The following is a 22,004-nucleotide window of genomic DNA, read 5'->3' as shown; positions in this document are numbered from 1 at the left end:
CAAATATAAAACCCTTTTTATTGAACGCAAGGATTTTATTATATTTTATTTTAATAAGATATTAGAATATTTGCAGGGTTTTGAAAATGAATATTTTACAGATGTGAAAATCATAAAAAGAAATCCCACACTAAACCAAACCTTACTGTAAAGTCTCTATATGGATGATTGGGTGCTGAAAAGTAATTATATCCTGTAAAGGAAGAATTAAAATGCTCAGCCTTTAGAAATATTCTTGTTTGCCTCACCTTGGCATTTATAAAAAAATCTAATCTTGGGAAGCCGCCAACTTCAGTTTCAGTTTGAGTATAGAATTCTGCAAGAAGTGGATCGTAACCGTTCATATTATACTCGGTAAAATAGTTTAGCGTTACTCCTGTTTGTAAAGTCATCGCCTTTTTAAATATTTGCTTAGAAAAATATAACGTATTGCGGGTAATAATTGTAGGAACATTTAGTACATCGGAATCACTTGTGGCATTCTGGTACATTATAGTATTATCTAACGCAAAATTTCCCAACCTTAATTCTTTCTGAACTTTAAGTCTGAGATATTGAATTGAACTATCATACTGATTAGGCTTAATGACACGTAAGCCATCTGTATTACTCTCAAGATTAAAAAACGTAAAATTATCTATGTTAGAAATATCCAAGGAGGCATTGACATATTTTTCTGAATTAATTTGAAACGATAATTGTTGTGTATTTATATTTTCATAGGTGTTGAAATTATTCCAGTTATAATTGGTGTAATCACTTTGATAAAGCAACAAATTATAATTTGGTAATCTCGAACTTATATTAATTCCTCCTGATAGGTATATGTCCTTGTTTAATTGATAACTAAGTTGACCATCAATAAAACTTCCTGCAAACTCATCGGACAGATTTAGACCTGCATCCCCCTTTAACAATATATTCTTTATTTTCTTTTCGTAGTTGGCGCTTATACTCAGAAAGCTCGTCTTTATTCGATTTGGGATAATTTCGTCATCAAGAAAAACCAAAGTGTCATACCCGTAATTTATATCTGTATAACTGAGCCCAAATTGAAGTTGGCCGATTATATTATTGAAATATTCTACCCCAACATAGGCATTAAAATTTTCTAGAGTAACTTTTTCGTTAACATCATTTGTAAAGAAATCACCAAAAAAATCACTTGATGGAGAGTCTTGATAAAACTGATAAAATTTATCTTCGAGTGCAATTTTATTAATTGCTGTTAACCGGTTTCTATCTAAGCTATCGTTTTTTGTGACGATGTCATAGGAATGCTCTAAAAAATAGCGCTTACCAACCAGAATATTTTCAGCATCTTGAAAATTCATATCAAAAACAGATCGGTCAATAAAATCTTCATTCCCGGATTCGAAATTAACTATCTCTTCGTCCAATAGCCCGCCATTTTCTTGGTTGAGTAAGTCTTGTGTTACAATATGTGCTTTGACTTTATATCGATTGTTCTTGGTTTTGTAGTTAGACGTAAAGCGAAAGTTTCCAGAACTTGTAAGTGCATTTTGATAGTTACCTAAGGACCTTAAACCTTTGTAAGCTATTGAAAAGTTAAACTGTTTAGATAGATTAACTGTAAAAAAGGCGTCTAACATTTGACCTTGTTCAAAAGCTGTTTTGTAAGTTAACCTTGTCCATGGTGTCGGCACTTCATAATAACCGATATCCTCTTTTTCATAATAATTAAAATGTCTTGCTCGTGCGCCAAAACGAGGGTTAGCTTGATGGTTAGAAAAATCAAAGGTCAAGGAATTATATGTTTGTCCAATATTTGCAAATGGCATTAACCCAAAATTATCGCGCTGTAGGTAATTAAACTCATAATCCTTAGTAATTGTAATCGTCGTATCGACAAAAGTCTCATCCCTAAATTCTTTGATAATCTTATACTTCTCTATTAGAGGTATTTGATCATCAACTTGAGTGCTCTTCAGCTTAGATTTATTGATTTTTTGTCTTTTTTGGATTTGTGTTAGAGAGTCATTCTTTTCAATCTGTTTTGGTATAGGTGTTTGCCCAAAAGAAAATTTGAGGAGAAAAACTAAAAAGATTACAGTTAATATACGTTTGATTTTAAACAATTCTAGACAATATCAGTTATAGGAAATTCGGGATAAATATAAAGAATAAAAGCTGTTTTAAAATAAAACAGCTTTTAGAATTAATTATTGTTGTAGTCTATTAATTTATGATAAGCTTTTTAGTAGCTATACTATTACCATTAGATACTTTGACCATATAAATGCCAGATGTTAAGTTATCGGTATAGAACCTTTCCTTAAAAATTGAATTATTATAATTGCTGAATATTTTTTCATTTACCAATCGTGCATTAATATCGTAAATTTTTACAGTGATATCCGAATCATTTGAAATACTGAAATTTAAATCAAAATAATCTTTTGTTGGATTAGGATAAAGCGTCATTTTGTCACTTAAGCTAACATCATTAGTGCTAAGGGTAAGATTGTTTCCTGTGACAATAACTGAGTACTCTTGTCTTCGATCATCTATTGGAAATCCTACTAAAGTTCCCTTGTGGCTTATTGTAACATTATACTCACCATCAGAAGGAGCAACAAAATCAATTCTTTCAAGATTGTCCCTAGAGTTATCGCCTTTGAAGTTTGAAAAGCCAGAAAATATGTTGATATCAGAATAATAAGGAAAATAAGTAATACCATCTTTTGCAATTCTTATATCCAAATCATTAACAAGCCTAGGAGTATCACTATTTAAATCCACACTAGTAGCTATATCACCTGGGGTATCTGTCCAACATAAAGATGCTATAATGTTGTCGCCTGAGATAGCATTGAATGAAAAAGTATAGCTATCACCATTCGCTAGTACTGTTTCTTCAATTATTGCTGTTCCATTAGAAGCATCTGTAATAGTATTTGCCGCGAATTCTGCATTTAAAAAACCCCATCCAAAAATAGGATCTGGACCAGGTATTGAACTATCATCTGTAGCAGTATGGCATACTAAACCTTTTAAGGTAGCAGCAAACATAAACTTACTATTTAGTTGATTATAATATTGCTGTAACAGTGCTAAAGTACCTGTTGTATTAGGAGCTGCCATTGAAGTACCTGATAAGGTACCATAACTATTACCTGGTATGGAGGAATAAAGGTTAGTGCCATCAGCTGCTAAATCAGGTTTAATTCGCAAGTCATCTGTAGGGCCTTGACTACTGCTTGAATTTATAGGAAATGATATAAGATTTCCTAAACCATTTATTGCAGGGTCTGCGTTTGCTATAACTAAATTATTTTTTGATGTTTTTTCAAGAGTCAGTTTATCAAAACCTGAAAAGAAAGGATTTGGATTATCAAAATTACCTGAATTACCAGCTGAATGAACCGAAAGATAATAGGGATTATTTTTAACAATTTCGTCAAGGTTTCGTGCATCAGTAGTATAAGCACCAATTACCCATGGATTGCTTTGAAAATCCTGTGGAGGTACGCCATAACTATGATTAGATAGTAATAATGGCGAACCGCTAGCAGAAGCTTCTATTAACATTTCTGATAAATCGTTGACTGCATTATAAGATCTAACGTTAGCGTTTGGAGCCATACCCATAGCATCGGGATCAACCCCTTTTGCAGCTATTGTTCCTATAACGTGGGTTGCATGGTTGCTCTGATTAGTACTTCCATCAGAATTAATAAAATCTAAAAGAGTAACTCTCGAAGAGGTATCTGAATTGTCAAAAAATTCAACATGATTTTCTTGTGGTATATTTACTTCCCAAACCCCAACATTAACACCAGAGCCATCCAAGTTTAAATTTAATGAACCCCCAAGCATTAATCTATCAGTTTTTGTGGCTATGGCCGCTTCTGAATTATCTTGGGAAATGTAAATTGGTTTTCCGCCTACAATGTCCTTAAGAAATTTTACTAATGTTCCATTTTCGTAAATAAAACGCTTTACTGTAGGATTAGTATTTAAAAATTCTGCAATATTTTTTTTTCTTTGATCTTCAATAGCTTTAAGCGTTTTATAAAGCTCTTTGTTGTGAGCGGATAAATTATCAATATTTTTATTGTTTTGAGAGTAAACAATAGATACCAACAAAAAAAAGATAATAAAAGTATAATTTTTCATAAAAAAGCTTTTTTTTTCAAATATACTAAAAAAGCCTGCCTAAAGAGACAGCCATTAAAAAATTATTAAGAAATGATATAAATTATTGATTTAATAAGAAATAATCAGGTCATTCCTTTAGTTATTAGTTCTAAAAAAAGCGACTTATTTTTTTACATAAGCCGCCTTTAAAAGTTAATTTATAATAAATTCTAAGGATTCACGCTAAAATCTGTGGACTCAGCTGCACCAACAGATGCACCACCTCCTTGTGCGTGAACAATAATTGAACATGATAATCTATATGTTCCAATAATATCATCTGGACCACACGCATTATTTTGTGCAATCATGCCATCGCCAAATGAATCAAGAATGGTGAAAGTATAGTCACCATCTGGAAGGGTAATTGACTCAGTATATGTCAACTGTGTACAGAAATTTCCTGGAAACATATCACCTGGCTCAACACCAGCAACAACATTTCCTTGATCATCAGTAATTGTATACCCCGTTTCTGTTCCGAAGATATCACTCACAACTTCTAATTCTAAATCATTACAAATGATTTCTCTAAAATAAGTAATCGTTGCTACGTCATTGTATGTAGCACCACCATCAGGTGCTACAAGGTTGATTACCAAGTCTTTGGTTTCACCATCCATTCCACCAATGTTCGCGAATGTAAAATCTACTGCTAATGTACCACTATATTCACCTGCAGGTATACTTACACTACCTATTGAATATTCGGATGAAGTACCTGGTGTGGTAGCTTCCTCATCTACTACAACATTGAAATCTCTTGCTGAGTTTGAGCGCGTCGTAATATTTACTGGAATTTCTATTGTAAGGTTCTCCTCAGGAATAGATAAGTTATAAACTGTTTCACCAAATGATAAGGCTGTTTGGCCATTATCTGGGTCAAATACTACTAAATCTGGATCACAGCTTTGCATTAAAACCAAAGATATGCAAAGCATAAAGATCTTTATTATGTTATTTCTCATTTTTAAATATTTTTATTAGTTTGTATAACCAGGGTTTTGTTGCTCTCTTAAGCCAGGATTACCTTCAAATTCAATAACAGGTAATGGGATAGTCATTCTGAAATCAGAATTTGATAACTCACAAGCATTAAACTGGTCGCAATCCAAAGGTTCTCTGACAATATTTTGATTCGCTCTAGCGCCTAGACGCTTAACATCTTTCCATCTATGGCCTTCAAAAGCTAATTCAACTCTTCTCTCATTTAAAATAGCATTAAAGGCATCTTGTTGAGAGTTAAATGCATCTAGTCCTTGTGCTGTTCCAAACCTAGCATCTCTTAATTGCTTTAAAGTTGCGGCTACAGAATTAGTTGGGCCATTTAGATTATTACTATCTGCATAAGCTTCTGCTATAATGAGAAGCATTTCAGCTGAACGAAAGACTTTATGGTCGTTCATTAAAAACTGCCCTTGTGAACCTGGATATTTTGCAACTGGCAAAACATCATCATTCAAATAATCTGGTGTATTTTCATAATCGGGAGAAACAACCGCATCTGGCGCAAGGTAAGCTGTACGTCTTATATCACCTTCTTCAAATAAATTAAACAAAGTTCTACCGAATTCAAAAAAGGCACCACCGCCAGCAGAGGCATTAACAAATGCAAACACATTTCCAACCCAACCACCACTAGCTACTGCACCATTGCTACCTTGGCCATCAAATGGCCCATTAAGTACCCTTTCCAACTTAAAAATTACCTCGTCATTAGATTCGTCTAACCAAATATCTGGAAAACTAGCAGTAGTTGCCAAGGGATATCTGTTAAGTAAATCTTGTGCAATTGGTAAAGCAGTACTATAATCTCCCCTGTAGGCTGCAACTCTAGCTCTTAAGGCCAATACAAAATCCTTGGAAACAAACGTCCTCGTCGCACTAACATCATCTTGTATTAGGGAAAATGCTCGGCTTAAATCATCTTCAATTTGCTGATATACCTCACCATTTGTATTTCTAAGCGGTTGATCTGCTATACTTGGTACAGCAATCTGGATCGGAACTCCAAGAGCTTCGTCGTTAGTGTAATCTGTGGAATAATAACTTAACAACTGAAAGTGAGAGTAGGCTCTTAAAGCCAAAGCTTGTCCAACTATATCGTTGTATTCATCCTCTTCTTCTGGAGTAGGTGTAATACCTGCTGCCCCTTCCAACAATCTGTTTAGTCTGTTTAACTGAAGGTAACCACCAGCCCAAAAAGTAGAAGATGCACTTGAAAGAGGGTTAAGCTCAAATATAAAACCTGTAGTGAAGTTTTGCCCACCACTTGCCACACCTGGGCCTACTTCATCAGTATAAGCGGCAGCCATAGCAATTTCATTTACTAAGTCATAACTGAGATAAGCTCCATTAAGACCACGGCTTAGGTCGTCAACTGTTCTAAAAGCCACATCGAGAGTAATTCTACCTGGCTGTTGAATATCTATCGCATCCTGGCATCCTAAAATAGCAACTAAAAGCGTTAGATATAAATATTTAATTTTTTTCATAATATAATTTTTTTTTAAATTCCTATTTCTATTCCAAAAGAAATGATTCGAGGAGTTGGGAATTCTAGACCCTGAAGTCTGGAAGCAACATCAAAACCTCTAAATTCCGTGAGGGTAAATAAATTCTCACCATTAACGAATAACCTCAAATTTGCTATCCCTGTATCTTCAAGAATTGATTGAGAAAAATTGTAACCAATCGATAAAAAACGTAATCTTATAAAAGACATGGGTGATAAAAAACGATCACTTGCAAACTGAATGTTGGTTGCATTTAAAGCTGGCACATCTGTGATTCTATTATCTGGTGTCCAAGCTCTGGCTAAATCATTTGATACTCTAAAGTCACCTATAACATCTCTATTCATAAGTCTGGCATAATCATTATCAAATTGGTAACGCCCTTCTTCAAACTGAAATTGTGATTGTAAAAACCAACCTTTATAATCGACATTTATATTAAAACTACCAATCCAATCTGGTATATTATTTTTGCCATTCCAAACTCTATCCGTATCAGGATTTGGATTTTCCGTTAAGTCACCGTTGCCGTCTAAAAATAATAGATTTCCGTTCGCAGGATTGACACCTGCATACCTAACTATAAAATATTCGTTAAGTATCCCCCCGTTCCTTCCAATGGTTTCTATAATACCATTATCAGAAGGTAATTCATCAAGCTCTGTCTGGTTGTAATTAGCAACAACTCCAACATTAACTAGCAAGTCTTTACTTCTAACCACATCATAATTTAGAGTAAGATCAAAACCTTCATTACGTAATATACCGATATTAGAATCAACTCTAAATTGTGCATTTACCCCAGAGATAGGTGTATCCTGGAATAAACCATCAGTTTCTTTCCAATAATAATCAAAAGAACCTCGCAACCTAGAGTCTAAAACGGCAAAGTCAACACCAACATTGGTCTGAGTAACCTCTTCCCAGCGTAAAGTATCATTACCTATTTGTGTTAATGCTATGGCATCATTACCACCATAGCCTTGAATTGTCCCAAAGAAACTGAATGGCAAATCACCACCAGACCAATACGTATTACCCGTAATTCTTTGGTTACCTGTTACACCATATGAACCTCTTAATTTCAAAGTCTGAAATATAGAATCATCCATAAAAGCTTCATTAGAAATATTCCAACGCCCCGCTACAGACCAAAAGGTACCCCAACGATTTGTTGTTGCAAAACGATAGGAGGCATCACGTCTTACCGTTGCATTTAAACCGTATTTTGAATCAAAATCGTAATCAAGAGTTCCAAAATACGAGAATAGACCTGCATCTCTCTTAATAGCATTAACGGTATCTACCCTTGCATCATCATCTGTGGTGTCAGGTAAAAATCCTGCGCCATCTTGTGGCACAAAAGTTGCAGGATCTAGCCCATTTGCCGTAAAGCCAAAAAATCGTCTGTGCGCTTTAAAATATTCTGTGTATGCTCCCACACCAACAGTGTGCTTTCCAAATTGCTTATTCCAATTTAACGAAGTAGTAGCGTTAAATGACATCTGTCTATCTGATTGTTGCACAGCAAAACCATCTACTGCAGGGTTAAAACGCAACTGGTTTCTTGAGATAGGGTCTTGAGAACTCAATAAGGTAACATTTTGATAATCAACCCCAGTTCTGAATGAAGCAGTGATGTCGTCTGTAATTGCGTAACTGGTAGTTAAACCTGCTATTAATTTAAGTTCTTCATCTAGCCTAGTTCTGGTAGCTAAATTATCTATAATATAATATGGTGCATAATCCAAAAAGAAATCATTAGCTAACTGCTGACTCGTTGGTAAATCTTCAGGCACTAAAAAAGGTAACGAAGAAATAGCACCAAAGAGTGGATTTTGATTTACACCATTACCACCAACACCTGTTAAGCTATTATCTTTAGCATAATTAATATTAATTGAAGTGCTATAGTTAAATTTACCATCGCTTGAGCTTCCGTTTAGATTATTTCTTAAATTGAAACGCTGCAGATTACTTTCCTGTAAAATACCTTCTTGGTTGAAATAACCAAGTGATGTAAACTGAGACAAATTTTGCGAACCACTTTGTAATGTAATTGTATGATTTTCCGTTACACCTGTTCTAAAGAAGAAGTTTAACCAATCGAATTCTCTCTCTTGGGCAATCTCAGCATCTGTAAGCGGAGTACCTGTTCCTGGAAATAAAACGTTACCACCTGTTTGAGCTCCGTTTCCTTGACCAGCACCACGACCTCTACCAAAGGTTCTTTCCAATTCTAGTATTTCTCTGGTGTTACCTAAGTTGTAGTCGTTATCTTGTAAAGAAGCGTAACTCACTATACCAGTGTAATTAACCCTCAAACTAGAATCTCTAGACCCTTGCCTTGTAGTTATCAAAATTACACCATTTGCACCTCTGTTTCCATAAATTGCTGTTGCACCAGCATCCTTTAATATATCAACAGAAGCGATATCATTAGGATTTAAAGACCTAAAGTTATCTTCGTTAATAGGAACCCCATCTAATAAAAATAAAGGTTCAGTATTACCATTTATGGAATTGACACCTCTTAACTGCACTAGTGAATTTGCACCAGGTTGTCCTGAGCTTGTCACAATATCCAAACCTGCAACTTGACCTGTTAGTGTTTGAACCAAACTAGCATTAGGTCTGTTCTCAATGGTTTCGTTTGTCACTTTTGAAACAGCAATAGTCGATTTTTCTTTTGCAAAAGTGGCATAACCCGTTACAACAACCTCTTCCAAAGCATTATCTAATTCTAATGTCACATTATATGTGTTACTAGAGCCAATCGTTACTTCGGTAGTTTTCATTCCTACATAGGAAATTTCTAAAATATCCCCGGAATTGACCCTGATGGTGTAGTTACCATCAAAATCTGTTTGCGCACCTCTTTGGGTACCTTTGACAATTACGTTAGCGCCCGGAAGCGGGAGTCCGTCCGATGCTGTTGTAACTGTACCTGTGACTGTTTTCTCTTGTGCAAAAGAAAATTGCATCACAAACGCCATAAAAAGCGTTAATAACCATGTTAACTTTAATTTCATAAAACAATTATTTGAGTTAGTCTAGTTGCAAACATCTTAATTAAATATTAAATAAACAAGTGTTTTTACTAAAAAAATGTTAACCTTTTTACGAATTCGTTGACAAAATTTAAAGTTTGGTTTTCACCAAATTTCTTAGTTATAACTTATCCCTTAGATGTAAAAACCGTAAAAGGGTTGCGTTAAAATTTTAACTTTGTTTAAACAAATCTAAATTTTGGCATTAAGAACGCAATTTTCTTCCTTTGATTTTGAGTGTGGCACAGATGAAGCTGGTAGAGGTTGTTTGGCAGGTCCAGTAACTGCCGCAGCTGTTATTTTACCACCTGATTATTGTAATACCATTTTAAATGACTCAAAACAACTCTCAGAGAAAAAAAGAACTTATTTAAAATCTATAATTGAAAATGAATCCCTATGTTTTGCTGTAGGACACATTTCTGAAAACGAAATTGACAACATCAATATTTTGAATGCGTCCATAAAGGCTATGCACGAATCTATCTCACAACTTGAAGTTGTTCCCAATTTCATAATTGTAGATGGCAATAAGTTTAAGCCTTATAAGAACATTCCACACGAAACCATAATTAAAGGAGATGGTAAATATCTTAGTATTGCTGCTGCATCAATCTTAGCTAAAACCTACAGAGATACATACATGGAAAAAATCCATCAGGAATTCCCAATGTATAATTGGAAACAAAATAAAGGTTACCCAACTAAAGAGCACCGAGCCGCTATTGAAAAATATGGTATTACAAAATACCATAGAAAATCATTTAGATTATTACCAGAGCAGTACCGTTTGGACCTATAACTTTTTATATTTGCACATATACCCACCTCAATGAAGCGATTTAGTTTTTTATTGGTTTTGTTATTGATTATTGTATCATGTCAAAAGAATTATGACAATATAAAATCAGCCAACCAATTCCTTCCATCAAAAACAAATTCAGTTATCTTAATAAATGACCTTAATGACTTTACAAAGAGTATAAAAAATCATAGTATTTTACCTGGTGTATATAATAAGGAGTTAAAAGCGTCTTCTACGCTATTAGAAAATCTCAATACAACCAAGCAAGTTTATGTTGCTTTTTTAGACAAATCGAGTTCTGATTATTTGGTTTTAACGGAAAACGATTCTTCGTTGTTTGTTATCGATTCTATTACAAATCACATTTCCGAAACCTTAGTAAATCTAGATATTAATAAAACCCAAATTGACTCATCAGTTTTTTATCATAAAGTTCTTGATAATTTTTTTGCTGCATCAAACAATCTAGAAGTATTAAAAACATTAGAAACAAAAAATGAAAATCAAGAACTAACTGGTTTAATAGAAACTACAGATAGTGAGTCTACAGCTTCTTTGGTATTTAAAACAGATTCCCCTGACAATTCAAAACTTTTGTTATCCGAATTTTATGGTAATACAGGTAATAATTATACAGTGCTCGACTTGAACTTTTCTGAAAAAAACATCAAGTACAATGGTATTATTACTTCTGGAGATTCTATTACACATTATATTGATTGCTTTAAAAACACCATCCCTCAAAAAACGAACTCTTTAAGTATTGCGCCTTCAAAAACAAAATCATTGTTAAGTATTGCTTATGATGATTTTTCAATTTTCAATAAAAATCTTAACGAGCTTAAACAATCAGAAACTGATAGTTCTCAAACTTTTTTAAACTATACCAATGAAGTTGCGCTTATCGATGATGCTCTAATTCTTCATTCTCTAGATGCTGGTATTGTCTTAGAAACTATTGAAGAAAAAGAATATGTTGAGACCTATAGAGATATTGATATTTACAAATTTGGCAACCCTCAGTTTTTTGAATCGCGACTGCAACCATTTGTTACGTTTAAAAATGCCCAGTACTTTTTAGAATATGATGATTTCATAATATTTTCTGATTCAATTGAAAATCTAAAATCTATAATTTCTGCAATGTTAAGCAAGACTACTATTGCTAACTCAAATGCTTTTAAAAATATCAGTCAAGATATAAGTGACGAAGCTTCTATGCTTATTTTTAAAAACAACCAAGCTTTATCAAAAATCTTAGACAGAGATATAAAACGATACGATGCTAATGTGGTGCAATATATATACGAAAACAACTATGCCCATATTAATGGTACCATTAAAGAATTCAATAAAAGAACAACTACTAATTCAGTATCAGAAACGTTTACCGTGTCAATTGATGCGCCAATAATTTTATCCCCTCAAACAGTAAAAAACCATATCACCAGAGCTCACGATATCGTTGTGCAAGATGTAGATAATATGCTTTACCTTATTTCTAGTTCAGGCAATATCCTATGGAAAAAGCAATTACAAGGAAAAGTCCTCGGGAAAATAGAGCAAATCGATATGTATAAAAACGGGAGGTTACAACTAGCTTTTGTTACTTCTAAGCGTCTTTATGTATTGGATAGAAATGGAAATGATGTTTCTCCATTTCCTCATAAGTTTAATGACGTAATTACACAACCGCTTTCAGTTTTTGACTATGATAAGCGCAAAAACTTTAGGTTATTAGTAACACAGGGTAAAAATCTATTGATGTATGACGGCAAGGGGAAATCTGTGAATGGATTCAACTACAAAAGTAATGGCTCCGACATTTCAACTCAACCAAAACATTTTAGAATAGGCAATAAAGATTATATTGCTTTTGCCACCGGAGACCATCTAATGATTCTCGATCGCCAAGGTCGTACTCGAATCGATGTTAAGGATAAGATTCGTTTTTCTGAAAACGAGTTATACCTCTATAAAAATAAATTTACCTCAACAAATACTTTAGGGCAATTAATACAAGTAGATACAAAAGGCAATTTAAGTACCAAAAACCTTAACCTCACTGAGGAGCACAATGTTGTATCAACAAGTAAGACCTTAGTCTCTATGTCTGAGAATAAGTTGAACATAAAATCGAGAAGCATCGACTTGGATTATGGTGATTATACCAAACCTAGAATTTTTTATCTTAATGATAAAATCTATGTAACCACCACGGATTTACAATCTAAAAAAATCTACTTATTTGACAGTCAGGCAAAATCAATTTCTAACTTTCCAGTCTTCGGAATGTCTGCTGCTGAGTTACAAAAGCTAGATAAGGAAAAAGGTTTAGAGCTTATAACACAAGCCGACGAAAAAACCATAATCGTTTACAAGTTATACTAAATTCTAAGTTAATTATACATTTCATTTTTTAGATTCAATAGTTATTATTAATTTTAGTCAGCTATTAATCAATTACTTAAAATGAATATCTCAAAAATTCTCCTAACATTTCTTATTGTACTTTTTATTTCCCCGACAGTTGAAGCACAGACTAAGCGCATAAAGCGTCCCAAAAATCGTGTTGGAGTTGCTAGTGTTGATAGATTTGTACAAGAATCTTTTGATCTCTATGATAAAGTTTACAAATATGATGGCTACGCTGCGGCAGGAACCTCTTTAGATGATAATGACATCGATGTGCTTGAAGAAGCCTTGGATGAAATGACTGCTTTAAGTGAAAGTGCCCCAGATATTTTAAACGACCTTGATGGCGTTGGAGTACTAAAACAAGGGAAGGCTACTTTACAAATGAACAAAGCGAAAAAAGCTTTGAAGTATAGTATAAAGACCGCCAAAGAATTATTGTTAGGGCAACGCGAAAGAGAATCAAAAGAAGATGAAGAAAATAACTCTGACACTAATACCGAAGAGACAGCGAAGCCATCAAATAAAACCGATGATGAGGACGGCAGGGAAAGTAACACTGAAGAAATCCCTTCAAATATTTCAGATAATTTAGAAGTTTATAGCAAGTTCGATTTTGTTCCTGGTGATAAGCTTATTTATTTTGATGATTTTTCACAGGATTTTGTGGGCGATTTTCCTAGCAAATGGAATACTAATGGCACTGGCGAAGTTGTAACTGTAGGAAATGTGGAAGGCAAATGGTTTGAATTAAAGGGTGGTTTTGGCATTCAATTCCTACCGCTGTTACCACAAGCTTTACCTGAGGAATACACCATTGAGTTTGATCTATTAGCCGTTGTGGATAAAAAAACGTCTTCAACAGCAAGATTAAGAATTACTCTCGACGATAATGATAAATTCAAAGAAGGTATTAACAGGGCTAGTGCAGAACTCCCATTAGGTCAATATGGTGCTTTTAATATTAGGGTCAATAACAAGATAAATAGGGAAACTCTAATTAATTCTACACTTAATACAGATATAAGACAGGCCATTTTAAACAAACCCCATATCTCAATTGCCGTAAACAAGAGACGGTTTAGGCTATGGATAAATCAAAAAAAATATATCGATATCCCACAATTTATTGCACCTGATAAGGCTTTAACCAATATTAAGTTCAATCTTTTGGGAATGAAAGATGGTGCAGATCGTCTGTTTATTTCTAACCTAAAGGTTGCCGAAGGAGGTGTAGATTTGAGACGTAAGCTTATGGCTGAGGGTCGGATTTCAACAAATGGTATTTTATTCGATTCTGGTTCTGCGAATATTCAACCGAGATCCCTTGGAATTATAAGACAAATTTCACAAGTCTTATTGCAAGACAAAAGCTTAAAATTAAATATCATTGGCCACACAGACTCTGATGGCCCTGACGACGCTAATTTAGCACTATCTAAGGATAGAGCCAACGCTGTGAAAGAGGCCCTAGTAAATATTTATAGCATCTCTGAAGATCGTTTAACAACAGATGGCAAAGGAGAAACACAACCTATAGGAGATAATAACACTACTGATGGAAAAGCTCAAAACAGACGTGTCGAATTTATAAAAATATAACGGTAACCAAATCTCGAAGTCCCTAAATCTGAAAACGCCAATTAATTTTGGCGTTTTCTAATTATCAGTGTATATAAACATCCTAATTAAGTGCATAATTATTGAGCTAATTCCGCTTCAAAAAGCGTTTTAAAATGTTTTAAGAGCTTTTCTTTAACTTCAGTTTCATCAACCTTCTCAACACCTAATTCATTATTTAAAGAGGTGACTGCTTTGCCTCTAATACCACAAGGAATGATATTATCAAAATAGCCCAAATCTGCATTCACATTCAAAGCAAAACCATGCATAGTTACCCAACGACTGGCTCTAACTCCCATAGCACAAATCTTACGTGCAAATGGTGTACCTACATCTAACCATACACCTGTCTCGCCAGGACTTCTTTCAGTTTTTAATCCGTATTCTGCCAATGTAAGAATTATGATTTCTTCTAAAAATCTTAGGTACTTATGTATATCAGTAAAGAAGTTATCCAAGTCTAAAATGGGATAACCTACGATTTGTCCAGGCCCATGATAAGTGATATCACCTCCTCTATTAATCTTGTAAAATGTGGCGCCTTTCTCAGTTAATTGTTCCTCAGAAAGTAAAAGATTAGACAAGTCGCCACTTTTGCCCAAGGTATATACATGAGGATGCTCAACAAAGAGAAAATGGTTATTCGTTTTTAAATTAGCCGCTTCCCGCCTATTTTTGATTTTAGTATCTAAAATTGCCTTGAAAAGTTTCTCTTGATAATCCCATGTGGCCTTAAAATCCTTGGTTCCGAGGTCCTCAATTTTTATGGTCTTGTTCATACTGCAAAGTTACGATAAATTGAAGATGAAAAATTCTAAATTCAGTGGCTCAAAACAAAAAGCTCAATATTTTAAAAATAATGAGCTTTGTTTTATAAACTTTATGTAACTGCTATCCTATTGCTGAATATCATAGAAAAACTGTTCTTTCAAGATTTTGCCATCTTTAACTTCGTAAACAGCTATTTCACTCATTTGTGAGCGTTGACCACTAGGTTTGTGCGTAGTATCCATCCAAAATCTTACCGAAAAGTGATTGTCGCCTACTAAAGGATCGGACACCTCAACACCATGGACCTCAAAATTTTCATTCCACCATTGCCCCTTTTTTTGGATGCCCTCAAAACCGTGAACTTCTTTCATTGGTTCTTGCATTTCTATACTTGTAATCTCTGGACTATATAATTCTTGGTATGCCTCTTCATCTTGATGGTTTCGACAATAATTGACCAGCTTTTCTGCGATTTCTTTTGTTGTCATTCTTGATATTGATTTTAGTTTATGATTATAAAATTACGCATTTAAAAAGCTTGGACCTGTGAAACTAATGTTAAGGCTACGGTTTATTTGTAGAAGAATTTCACTATCGCTCTGGATTATTCAATATAACCAATGCTGCAATAACTCCCGGAACCCATCCACATATCCATAATAAAAAAGTGATCAAAACAGATCCACAACCTTTATCGAAGACAGCTAAAGGAGGAAAAATAATAGCTAAAATAACGCGCCAAATACTCATATTTCTTTTCATACTGAAACCAATTCAATAGAACTGATTTGATGTACCGATAGGACGTTATTTTGTTAAAATTGTTACAGTTTTTATAGCTAACAATTCATAATACTCTAAAATTATGTAGATTCGTTTTATGCAATTAAGACTATTTATAGCATTTTTATTGACTTCTCTTTTTTGTGAAGCGCAATATTCGTTTTCGGGTTACATCAATCCCGATGAATGGCATAACACGGTCTATCTATCAATTGTTGAGGATTATCGTAAAATGTCTGGTGTTTATTCAGAGCAAATTATCGCCAAAACTAATGCTGATGAAACTGGTTTTTTTGAGTTTAAAGGAAATATCTTAGACACTGAGAATAGAATTTACCGCATTCATATTGATAAATGTTCTGAAAATCAACAAGATATCAACCACTTTAACGGTCACTGTAACGATAGTGAAGAACTATTATTTATAGCAAAAAATACGGATACGCTAAACCTTCCCTTTTCATTTGGAAATCAGATATTCTGTAAAATTGAATCTAGCAATCCTAAAGCAAATGCCTTCCTAAAAATAGATTCGCTAAAAAATGAGATGCGCTTTGCCTATGGTGAAGTAAGAAGTGAAGCGAATAGAAAATTGAACAATAATAAATGGTTTAAGACCCTTCAAGATTATGGAGAAGCTTTAAACGATCCCATAGCGGAGTTGGCCATCTATGCTTATTTATCGGATCGAAGTAGTGACTTACACAATCACTATGTAAATGATCTACAAGACAATCCGTATTATGATAATCTTAAAATGCGGCTTGAAAATACGTACCCAAATGCTCCTTACACGCTTCAGTACAAAAATGAACTAGCTGCAGATCGTTACATGATGGCTTCTAATATCGGAGATACATCAAGCTCTAATAGCAATATTTATCTCTATGCCCTACTTGCGCTTTCATTTTTGTTGAACGCCTTTTTGCTATATCGCAATTGGAAAAAAAAGAAATCCAAAACTGAAGATTTAAAATCCAAATTATCAAAGCAAGAACAGGTTGTTTTAGAACATTTGTTACAAGATAAGACTAATAAGGACATTGCCGAAGCATTATTTTTGAGTGTAAGCACTGTAAAATCACACACCAACAACATCTATAAAAAATTGAACGTGCAATCTCGAGATGACGCAAAGTCATTGTTTATCAGGTAGTTGAAAAATTCAAACCTGGTACTAGTACCGATTTCCAACCGCTAATCATAAGATTTCTTGAAGATAATTTTGATGTTTGCTTCAGTATAAATCATAAATTTTTAAATCATGAAACAAACATTAAACATCTTAGTTGTATTAGCATTAGCATTTGGCTTTTTTAATGCTGCACCCGCAGAAATCGACATGTTCGATGCTAAAGTCGCTGTTATCGCTTTTGAAACAGAAGTTATTGATTACGGAACCATAGAACAAAATTCTAATGGTACTAAAATCTTTGCCTTTGCTAATACTGGTGATGCGCCTTTGCTTATTACTAAAGTAAAAACGAGCTGTGGATGCACTGTTCCTAGTTATTCTAAAGACCCTATTTTGCCAGGCCAATCTGGTGAATTAGAGATTAAGTACAACACCAAAAAATTAGGTGCTTTTACCAAAACTATTATTGTAATGTCTAATGCGGAAGGCGGTAACAAAATCCTAAAAATTAAGGGTAATATTATTGCTTCAAAATAACCAAAGTTGTATATTGAATACATAATTTTATGTATACGCATACATCTGGATATTTTAAATTTCATTTAGCAAAAACCTGGTGTAATACCTTATACTGGGTTTTTGCATTTAAAACTTCTACATTATGAAAACGTTGACCCTCGCTCTCATTACTATTTTTTGCCTTGCCCTTCAATTGAACTCCCAAACACTAAATAAAGAACTCACAAATGAAGACCAAGAAACCTATCTTGTAGGGAAAGTTGATAAGTCTGGATTTGAAGCAAAACCATATGCTGAATGGTTTGTCACCAACTACAATGACTATAATGTCGATGTAGAAACGCTAAACACCATTAAAACAAAACTGAAGGCATATGATATAAAAGTGTTTATGGGTACATGGTGTGACGACAGCCAATACGAAGTGCCCTATTTCCATAAAATAATTGACCTCGCCAATTACCCTTTGGAACAACTCACCATAATCGCTTTAGACAGAAATAAGGAAAGCCCAGAACATGACGAAGCAGACTTAAACATTGTGCGTGTACCAACATTTATCCTGTTTGAAGACGGAAAAGAAGTTAATCGAATTATTGAAACTCCAGTTGAAACGCTAGAAAAGGATTTGCAGGCCATCCTTACCACAGATAGTTATAAGCCCAATTATTACGGCGTAAAAAAAGATACTGAAAAGACCGATAAGGGATAGACCATAAAATCTATGTTAAAAGCAATGGGCTAATTTTTGTAAATAGTGTAATTTTGCAGCTGTTTAACAATGAGGTAAAACTGTAAACCCATTCATAATGCAGCTTTCAGAACAAGAATTAGTACGACGCGAAAAGTTAAAAAAATTAAGGGCTTTAGGGATTAATCCTTATCCAGCCGATTTATTCCCAGTTAATCATACCTCAAAACAGATAAAAGCCAATTTTGAAGATGGTAAGAAAGTGATTATCGCAGGTCGTCTTATGTCTAGACGTATTCAAGGAAAGGCGTCTTTTGCCGAATTACAAGATAGTGAAGGTCGTATCCAAGTGTATTTTAATAGAGACGAAATCTGTCCTGATAAGGATAAAACCATGTACAATGACGTCTATAAAAAACTATTGGATATTGGTGATTTTATAGGAATTGAAGGCGAATTGTTCACCACGCAGGTTGGAGAAAAAACGGTCATGGTAAAAGACTTCAAGCTTTTAAGTAAAGCCTTAAAACCATTACCTCTGCCAAAACAAGATGCCGAAGGAAATGTATATGATGAATTTAACGACCCAGAATTACGTTACAGACAGCGCTATGCAGACTTAGCCGTTAATCCACAGGTTAAAGAGGTTTTTGTTAAGCGCACCAAACTCTTTAACGCCATGCGTAATTTTTTTAATGATGCTGGCTATTTTGAAGTAGAAACGCCAATATTGCAACCTATAGCTGGTGGAGCGGCCGCACGTCCATTTGTAACACACCACAATAGTTTGGATATTCCATTATACATGCGAATTGCCAATGAATTGTATCTAAAACGACTTATTGTTGGTGGTTTTGAAGGTGTTTATGAATTCTCTAAAAACTTCCGCAACGAAGGTATGGATAGAACCCATAATCCAGAGTTTACAGCCATGGAAATCTATGTGGCTTACAAGGATTACAATTGGATGATGGATTTTTGCGAAAAACTCTTGGAACATTGTGCCATTGCTGTAAACGGAACAACCAAAGCTACTTTTGGTGACTATGACATTGATTTTAAAGCACCTTATAAGCGTATCACTATGCGCGATTCGATTTTAGAGCATACTGGTTTTGATATCTCTAACAAATCTGAAGATGAGATAAGAGCTGCAGCCAAAAGTATGAATGTCGAAGTGGATGACACCATGGGTAAAGGAAAGCTTATCGATGAGATTTTTGGGGAGAAGTGCGAAGGCCACTACATTCAGCCCACATTCATCACGGACTATCCCAAAGAGATGAGTCCGCTTTGTAAGGAGCATCGCGAAAATCCTGAACTAACTGAGCGTTTTGAGTTGATGGTTTGTGGAAAGGAAATCGCCAATGCTTATTCTGAACTTAATGATCCTATTGACCAACGCGAGCGTTTTGAGCACCAGCTCGAATTAGCAAAAAAAGGAGATGATGAAGCTACAGGAACTATCGATTATGATTTCTTACGCGCTTTAGAATATGGCATGCCACCAACCTCTGGTATGGGTATTGGGATGGATCGCTTAGTGATGTTCTTAACCAATAACCAAAGCATACAAGAAGTGTTATTCTTTCCGCAAATGCGCCCAGAAAAGAAACAAATCGCTTTAAGCGATAATGAGAAAGCTATTTTTGAGATTTTAAAATCACAGAAACGTATGGATTTAAATGAGCTCAAATCACAATCTGGATTAAGCAACAAAGGTTGGGATAAAGGCATTAAAGGTCTTGGCAAACATGGATTAACTAAAGTTGAAAAAACGGAGGAAGGGCTTTTTATAGAGAGGTTATAAAAATCATTGTCTCGAAGAGTATTACTACTAACAAAATTTAACTATTAAAACACTATGATTTTTTTTCACTGCAAGATTTTTTTCTTTTTTTTTCACTATTATTGATGTCTAAATAAAACGTAAAAAATATGAATAAAAAATTACTCTTTTCAACTGCAATCGCTTCATTTTTTATTACATCAGTTTTTGGTGCTAGAATTTATGTTGATGCATCGGCCACAACAGGATTAAATAATGGCACTAGTTGGGCAAATGCATACACAGATTTAGACACAGCTTTAACCAATTCGTTCATTGGAGATGAAATTTGGGTTAAAGCAGGAGCTTATAAACCTTCTAGTACTAATGGTTTCGATATTCCTTCAGGAATAAAAGTATATGGTAGTTTTGACGGGACTGAGTCAACTATTGATGATAGGGACTTTACAGCAAATACTACAACCTTGAACGGTGATATCGGCACAGTAGGCGTAGATACGGATAATGCAAATCATGTCGTTATATTGACTAATGTAAACACAAATACAAGGTTAGATGGTTTTAGAATTATAAACGGTTATGCTAATAATGTTTCTAACGGGTCTAAAGGAGGTGGTCTTTACAATTTAAATGGTAGTCCTACAATTTCTAATTGCACATTTATTTCAAATTTTTCTCAGGATTTTGGTGGTGCAATAGTATCTGAAAGTGGCAATATAAGAATCGAAGATTGCTCGGTAAACAATAATACATCTGTAGATTTAGGTGGAGGTATTTATTTAAGCCAGTCTGGAACTGCTATAATACTTAGAACCAAAATTTACAATAACATATGCACACTCGGGTCTGGGGGAGGAATTTCTTCTGGCAATGGTGTTAGTGCTTTAACCATGGATAGATGTGAGATATCTGGTAACACAGCACAGGATTTTGGTGGTGCCTCAACTATAGGTGATGATACAGATTTCAATATTTACAATTCAGTTATTTTAGGTAATATTTCTGACTCAAATACTATTTATATGAGTACTACATTTAATACTGGGTCGCACAATATAGTTAATTGTACGTTTTCTGGAAATAAAGTTGAAAATTCCTCAAGTGCTTCAACAACGATAAGGGTAAATACAGACACTAATATCTATAATTCTATTTTTTGGGATAATGACTCTGTTGCAGAAATATATAGAGTTGGAGCAGGTGTAGCTGACCCTACGGTAGATTATTGTAATATTGAAGGTGGCTATGCCACAGGTTCAAATAACCTTAATCAAGATCCTATGTTTGATAATCCAGGTTCGACATTGTTTGTGCCATTCTCTTTAAATGATGGTTATAGTTATATTATCGACCAATCTTCCCCTTCAGTTAATACTGGTGATAACTCCAGAGTACTCGCTCCATTTAATTTAGACTTTGATGGAAATACTAGAATCATTGACACAACGATAGATATGGGCGCATATGAGTATGTCGCTCTGAGTATCAATGATGCTCAATCAGAAAAAGGATTCGTCTATTTTAATAAAGCTACAGAAAAAATCTTGTTAGAAAATCTAATTGGTTTTGAAGGCACAAATGAAATTAAGTTATATAATTCTTTAGGAAGTTTGTTGTTGCAACATCAAAATAACACAAATGAGTTTGATGTAGCCAGCTTAAATTCTGGGATATATATCTTTTCTATAAAAAACAAAACCAATGAGAAATTATACACGCAAAAAATTATTCTATACTAAGGGGCAT

The 22,004-nt window shown here is 34.3% G+C and carries 16 protein-coding genes; 8 read left to right on the top strand and 8 right to left on the bottom strand.

Going from position 1 to position 22,004, the window contains the following annotated elements; all coding sequences use genetic code 11:
* Positions 1-110: 110 nt before the first annotated feature.
* The 5 genes from Q0992_RS15285 to Q0992_RS15265 all read right to left on the bottom strand — a co-directional run bounded on the left by Q0992_RS15285 (position 111) and on the right by Q0992_RS15265 (position 9,709).
* Positions 111-2,099 (bottom strand): putative porin, encoded by a 1,989-nt coding sequence (locus Q0992_RS15285; protein ID WP_299526404.1) that lies wholly within the window; start codon positions 2,097-2,099, stop codon positions 111-113.
* A 100-nt stretch (positions 2,100-2,199) separates the two neighbouring features.
* Positions 2,200-4,140, bottom strand: a complete 1,941-nt coding sequence (locus tag Q0992_RS15280) for a S8 family serine peptidase (protein WP_299526402.1) — start codon at positions 4,138-4,140, stop codon at positions 2,200-2,202.
* 191 nt (positions 4,141-4,331) lie between these two features.
* On the bottom strand, positions 4,332-5,129 hold the full coding sequence (locus Q0992_RS15275; RefSeq protein WP_299526399.1) for a hypothetical protein: 798 nt from the start codon (positions 5,127-5,129) through the stop codon (positions 4,332-4,334).
* A 15-nt stretch (positions 5,130-5,144) separates the two neighbouring features.
* On the bottom strand, positions 5,145-6,656 hold the full coding sequence (locus Q0992_RS15270; protein WP_299526396.1) for a RagB/SusD family nutrient uptake outer membrane protein: 1,512 nt from the start codon (positions 6,654-6,656) through the stop codon (positions 5,145-5,147).
* Positions 6,657-6,670: 14 nt separating this feature from the next.
* Entirely contained in the window at positions 6,671-9,709 is a 3,039-nt protein-coding gene (locus Q0992_RS15265) for a SusC/RagA family TonB-linked outer membrane protein (protein WP_299526392.1), read from the bottom strand.
* A gap of 217 nt (positions 9,710-9,926) precedes the next feature.
* Between Q0992_RS15265 and Q0992_RS15260 the strand changes: the two genes are divergently transcribed.
* The 3 genes from Q0992_RS15260 (at position 9,927) to Q0992_RS15250 (ending at position 14,549) form a co-directional block, all read left to right on the top strand.
* Entirely contained in the window at positions 9,927-10,529 is a 603-nt protein-coding gene (locus tag Q0992_RS15260) for a ribonuclease HII (protein WP_299526390.1), read from the top strand.
* A gap of 30 nt (positions 10,530-10,559) precedes the next feature.
* Positions 10,560-12,923 (top strand): ribonuclease HII, encoded by a 2,364-nt coding sequence (locus Q0992_RS15255; RefSeq protein WP_299526387.1) that lies wholly within the window; start codon positions 10,560-10,562, stop codon positions 12,921-12,923.
* Positions 12,924-13,004: 81 nt separating this feature from the next.
* On the top strand, positions 13,005-14,549 hold the full coding sequence (locus Q0992_RS15250) for an OmpA family protein (RefSeq protein WP_299526384.1): 1,545 nt from the start codon (positions 13,005-13,007) through the stop codon (positions 14,547-14,549).
* A gap of 98 nt (positions 14,550-14,647) precedes the next feature.
* Here Q0992_RS15250 and lipB read toward each other — a convergent pair whose 3' ends face one another.
* The 3 genes from lipB to Q0992_RS15235 form a co-directional block, all read right to left on the bottom strand.
* The gene (gene lipB, locus Q0992_RS15245) at positions 14,648-15,349 is read right to left on the bottom strand and encodes a lipoyl(octanoyl) transferase LipB (protein ID WP_299526381.1); all 702 of its coding nucleotides are present in this window, start codon (positions 15,347-15,349) and stop codon (positions 14,648-14,650) included.
* 117 nt (positions 15,350-15,466) lie between these two features.
* Positions 15,467-15,829: a nuclear transport factor 2 family protein gene (locus tag Q0992_RS15240; protein WP_299526378.1), complete on the bottom strand. Its 363-nt coding sequence runs from the start codon at positions 15,827-15,829 to the stop codon at positions 15,467-15,469.
* A gap of 103 nt (positions 15,830-15,932) precedes the next feature.
* Positions 15,933-16,091 carry a YqaE/Pmp3 family membrane protein gene (locus Q0992_RS15235; RefSeq protein ID WP_299526410.1) on the bottom strand — a complete coding sequence of 53 codons (159 nt, stop codon included), beginning with the start codon at positions 16,089-16,091 and terminating at the stop codon, positions 15,933-15,935.
* A gap of 130 nt (positions 16,092-16,221) precedes the next feature.
* On the opposite strand from Q0992_RS15235, the gene Q0992_RS15230 reads away from it, so the two are divergent.
* The 5 genes from Q0992_RS15230 (at position 16,222) to Q0992_RS15210 (ending at position 21,997) form a co-directional block, all read left to right on the top strand.
* Positions 16,222-17,280, top strand: coding sequence for a LuxR C-terminal-related transcriptional regulator (locus Q0992_RS15230; protein WP_299526375.1), 1,059 nt, complete (start codon positions 16,222-16,224; stop codon positions 17,278-17,280).
* A gap of 108 nt (positions 17,281-17,388) precedes the next feature.
* Positions 17,389-17,796: a DUF1573 domain-containing protein gene (locus tag Q0992_RS15225; protein WP_299526372.1), complete on the top strand. Its 408-nt coding sequence runs from the start codon at positions 17,389-17,391 to the stop codon at positions 17,794-17,796.
* A gap of 124 nt (positions 17,797-17,920) precedes the next feature.
* Positions 17,921-18,490 (top strand): thioredoxin family protein, encoded by a 570-nt coding sequence (locus Q0992_RS15220; protein WP_299526369.1) that lies wholly within the window; start codon positions 17,921-17,923, stop codon positions 18,488-18,490.
* 97 nt (positions 18,491-18,587) lie between these two features.
* Positions 18,588-20,279 carry a lysine--tRNA ligase gene (gene lysS / locus Q0992_RS15215; protein ID WP_299526366.1) on the top strand — a complete coding sequence of 564 codons (1,692 nt, stop codon included), beginning with the start codon at positions 18,588-18,590 and terminating at the stop codon, positions 20,277-20,279.
* Between the two features lie 128 nt (positions 20,280-20,407).
* The gene (locus Q0992_RS15210; RefSeq protein ID WP_299526364.1) at positions 20,408-21,997 is read left to right on the top strand and encodes a T9SS type A sorting domain-containing protein; all 1,590 of its coding nucleotides are present in this window, start codon (positions 20,408-20,410) and stop codon (positions 21,995-21,997) included.
* Positions 21,998-22,004 lie beyond the last annotated feature (7 nt).

The organism is Winogradskyella sp., from assembly GCF_028289625.1.
Lineage (GTDB): Bacteria > Bacteroidota > Bacteroidia > Flavobacteriales > Flavobacteriaceae > Winogradskyella.
The sequence above is the reverse complement of the archived record's forward strand: the minus strand, read 5'-3'. Positions and strand labels throughout refer to the sequence as shown.

Excerpts from the sequence above, each read along its gene's own strand:
- Q0992_RS15270 (WP_299526396.1), bottom strand. The coding sequence starts at position 6,656 with ATGAAAAAAATTAAATATTTATATCTAACGCTTTTAGTTGCTATTTTA.
- Q0992_RS15230 (WP_299526375.1), top strand. The coding sequence starts at position 16,222 with ATGCAATTAAGACTATTTATAGCATTTTTATTGACTTCTCTTTTTTGT.
- Q0992_RS15220 (WP_299526369.1), top strand. The coding sequence starts at position 17,921 with ATGAAAACGTTGACCCTCGCTCTCATTACTATTTTTTGCCTTGCCCTT.
- Q0992_RS15250 (WP_299526384.1), top strand. The coding sequence starts at position 13,005 with ATGAATATCTCAAAAATTCTCCTAACATTTCTTATTGTACTTTTTATT.
- Q0992_RS15225 (WP_299526372.1), top strand. The coding sequence starts at position 17,389 with ATGAAACAAACATTAAACATCTTAGTTGTATTAGCATTAGCATTTGGC.
- Q0992_RS15235 (WP_299526410.1), bottom strand. The coding sequence starts at position 16,091 with ATGAGTATTTGGCGCGTTATTTTAGCTATTATTTTTCCTCCTTTAGCT.
- Q0992_RS15275 (WP_299526399.1), bottom strand. The coding sequence starts at position 5,129 with ATGAGAAATAACATAATAAAGATCTTTATGCTTTGCATATCTTTGGTT.
- Q0992_RS15280 (WP_299526402.1), bottom strand. The coding sequence starts at position 4,140 with ATGAAAAATTATACTTTTATTATCTTTTTTTTGTTGGTATCTATTGTT.
- Q0992_RS15240 (WP_299526378.1), bottom strand. The coding sequence starts at position 15,829 with ATGACAACAAAAGAAATCGCAGAAAAGCTGGTCAATTATTGTCGAAAC.
- Q0992_RS15265 (WP_299526392.1), bottom strand. The coding sequence starts at position 9,709 with ATGAAATTAAAGTTAACATGGTTATTAACGCTTTTTATGGCGTTTGTG.
- Q0992_RS15210 (WP_299526364.1), top strand. The coding sequence starts at position 20,408 with ATGAATAAAAAATTACTCTTTTCAACTGCAATCGCTTCATTTTTTATT.
- lipB (WP_299526381.1), bottom strand. The coding sequence starts at position 15,349 with ATGAACAAGACCATAAAAATTGAGGACCTCGGAACCAAGGATTTTAAG.
- Q0992_RS15255 (WP_299526387.1), top strand. The coding sequence starts at position 10,560 with ATGAAGCGATTTAGTTTTTTATTGGTTTTGTTATTGATTATTGTATCA.
- lysS (WP_299526366.1), top strand. The coding sequence starts at position 18,588 with ATGCAGCTTTCAGAACAAGAATTAGTACGACGCGAAAAGTTAAAAAAA.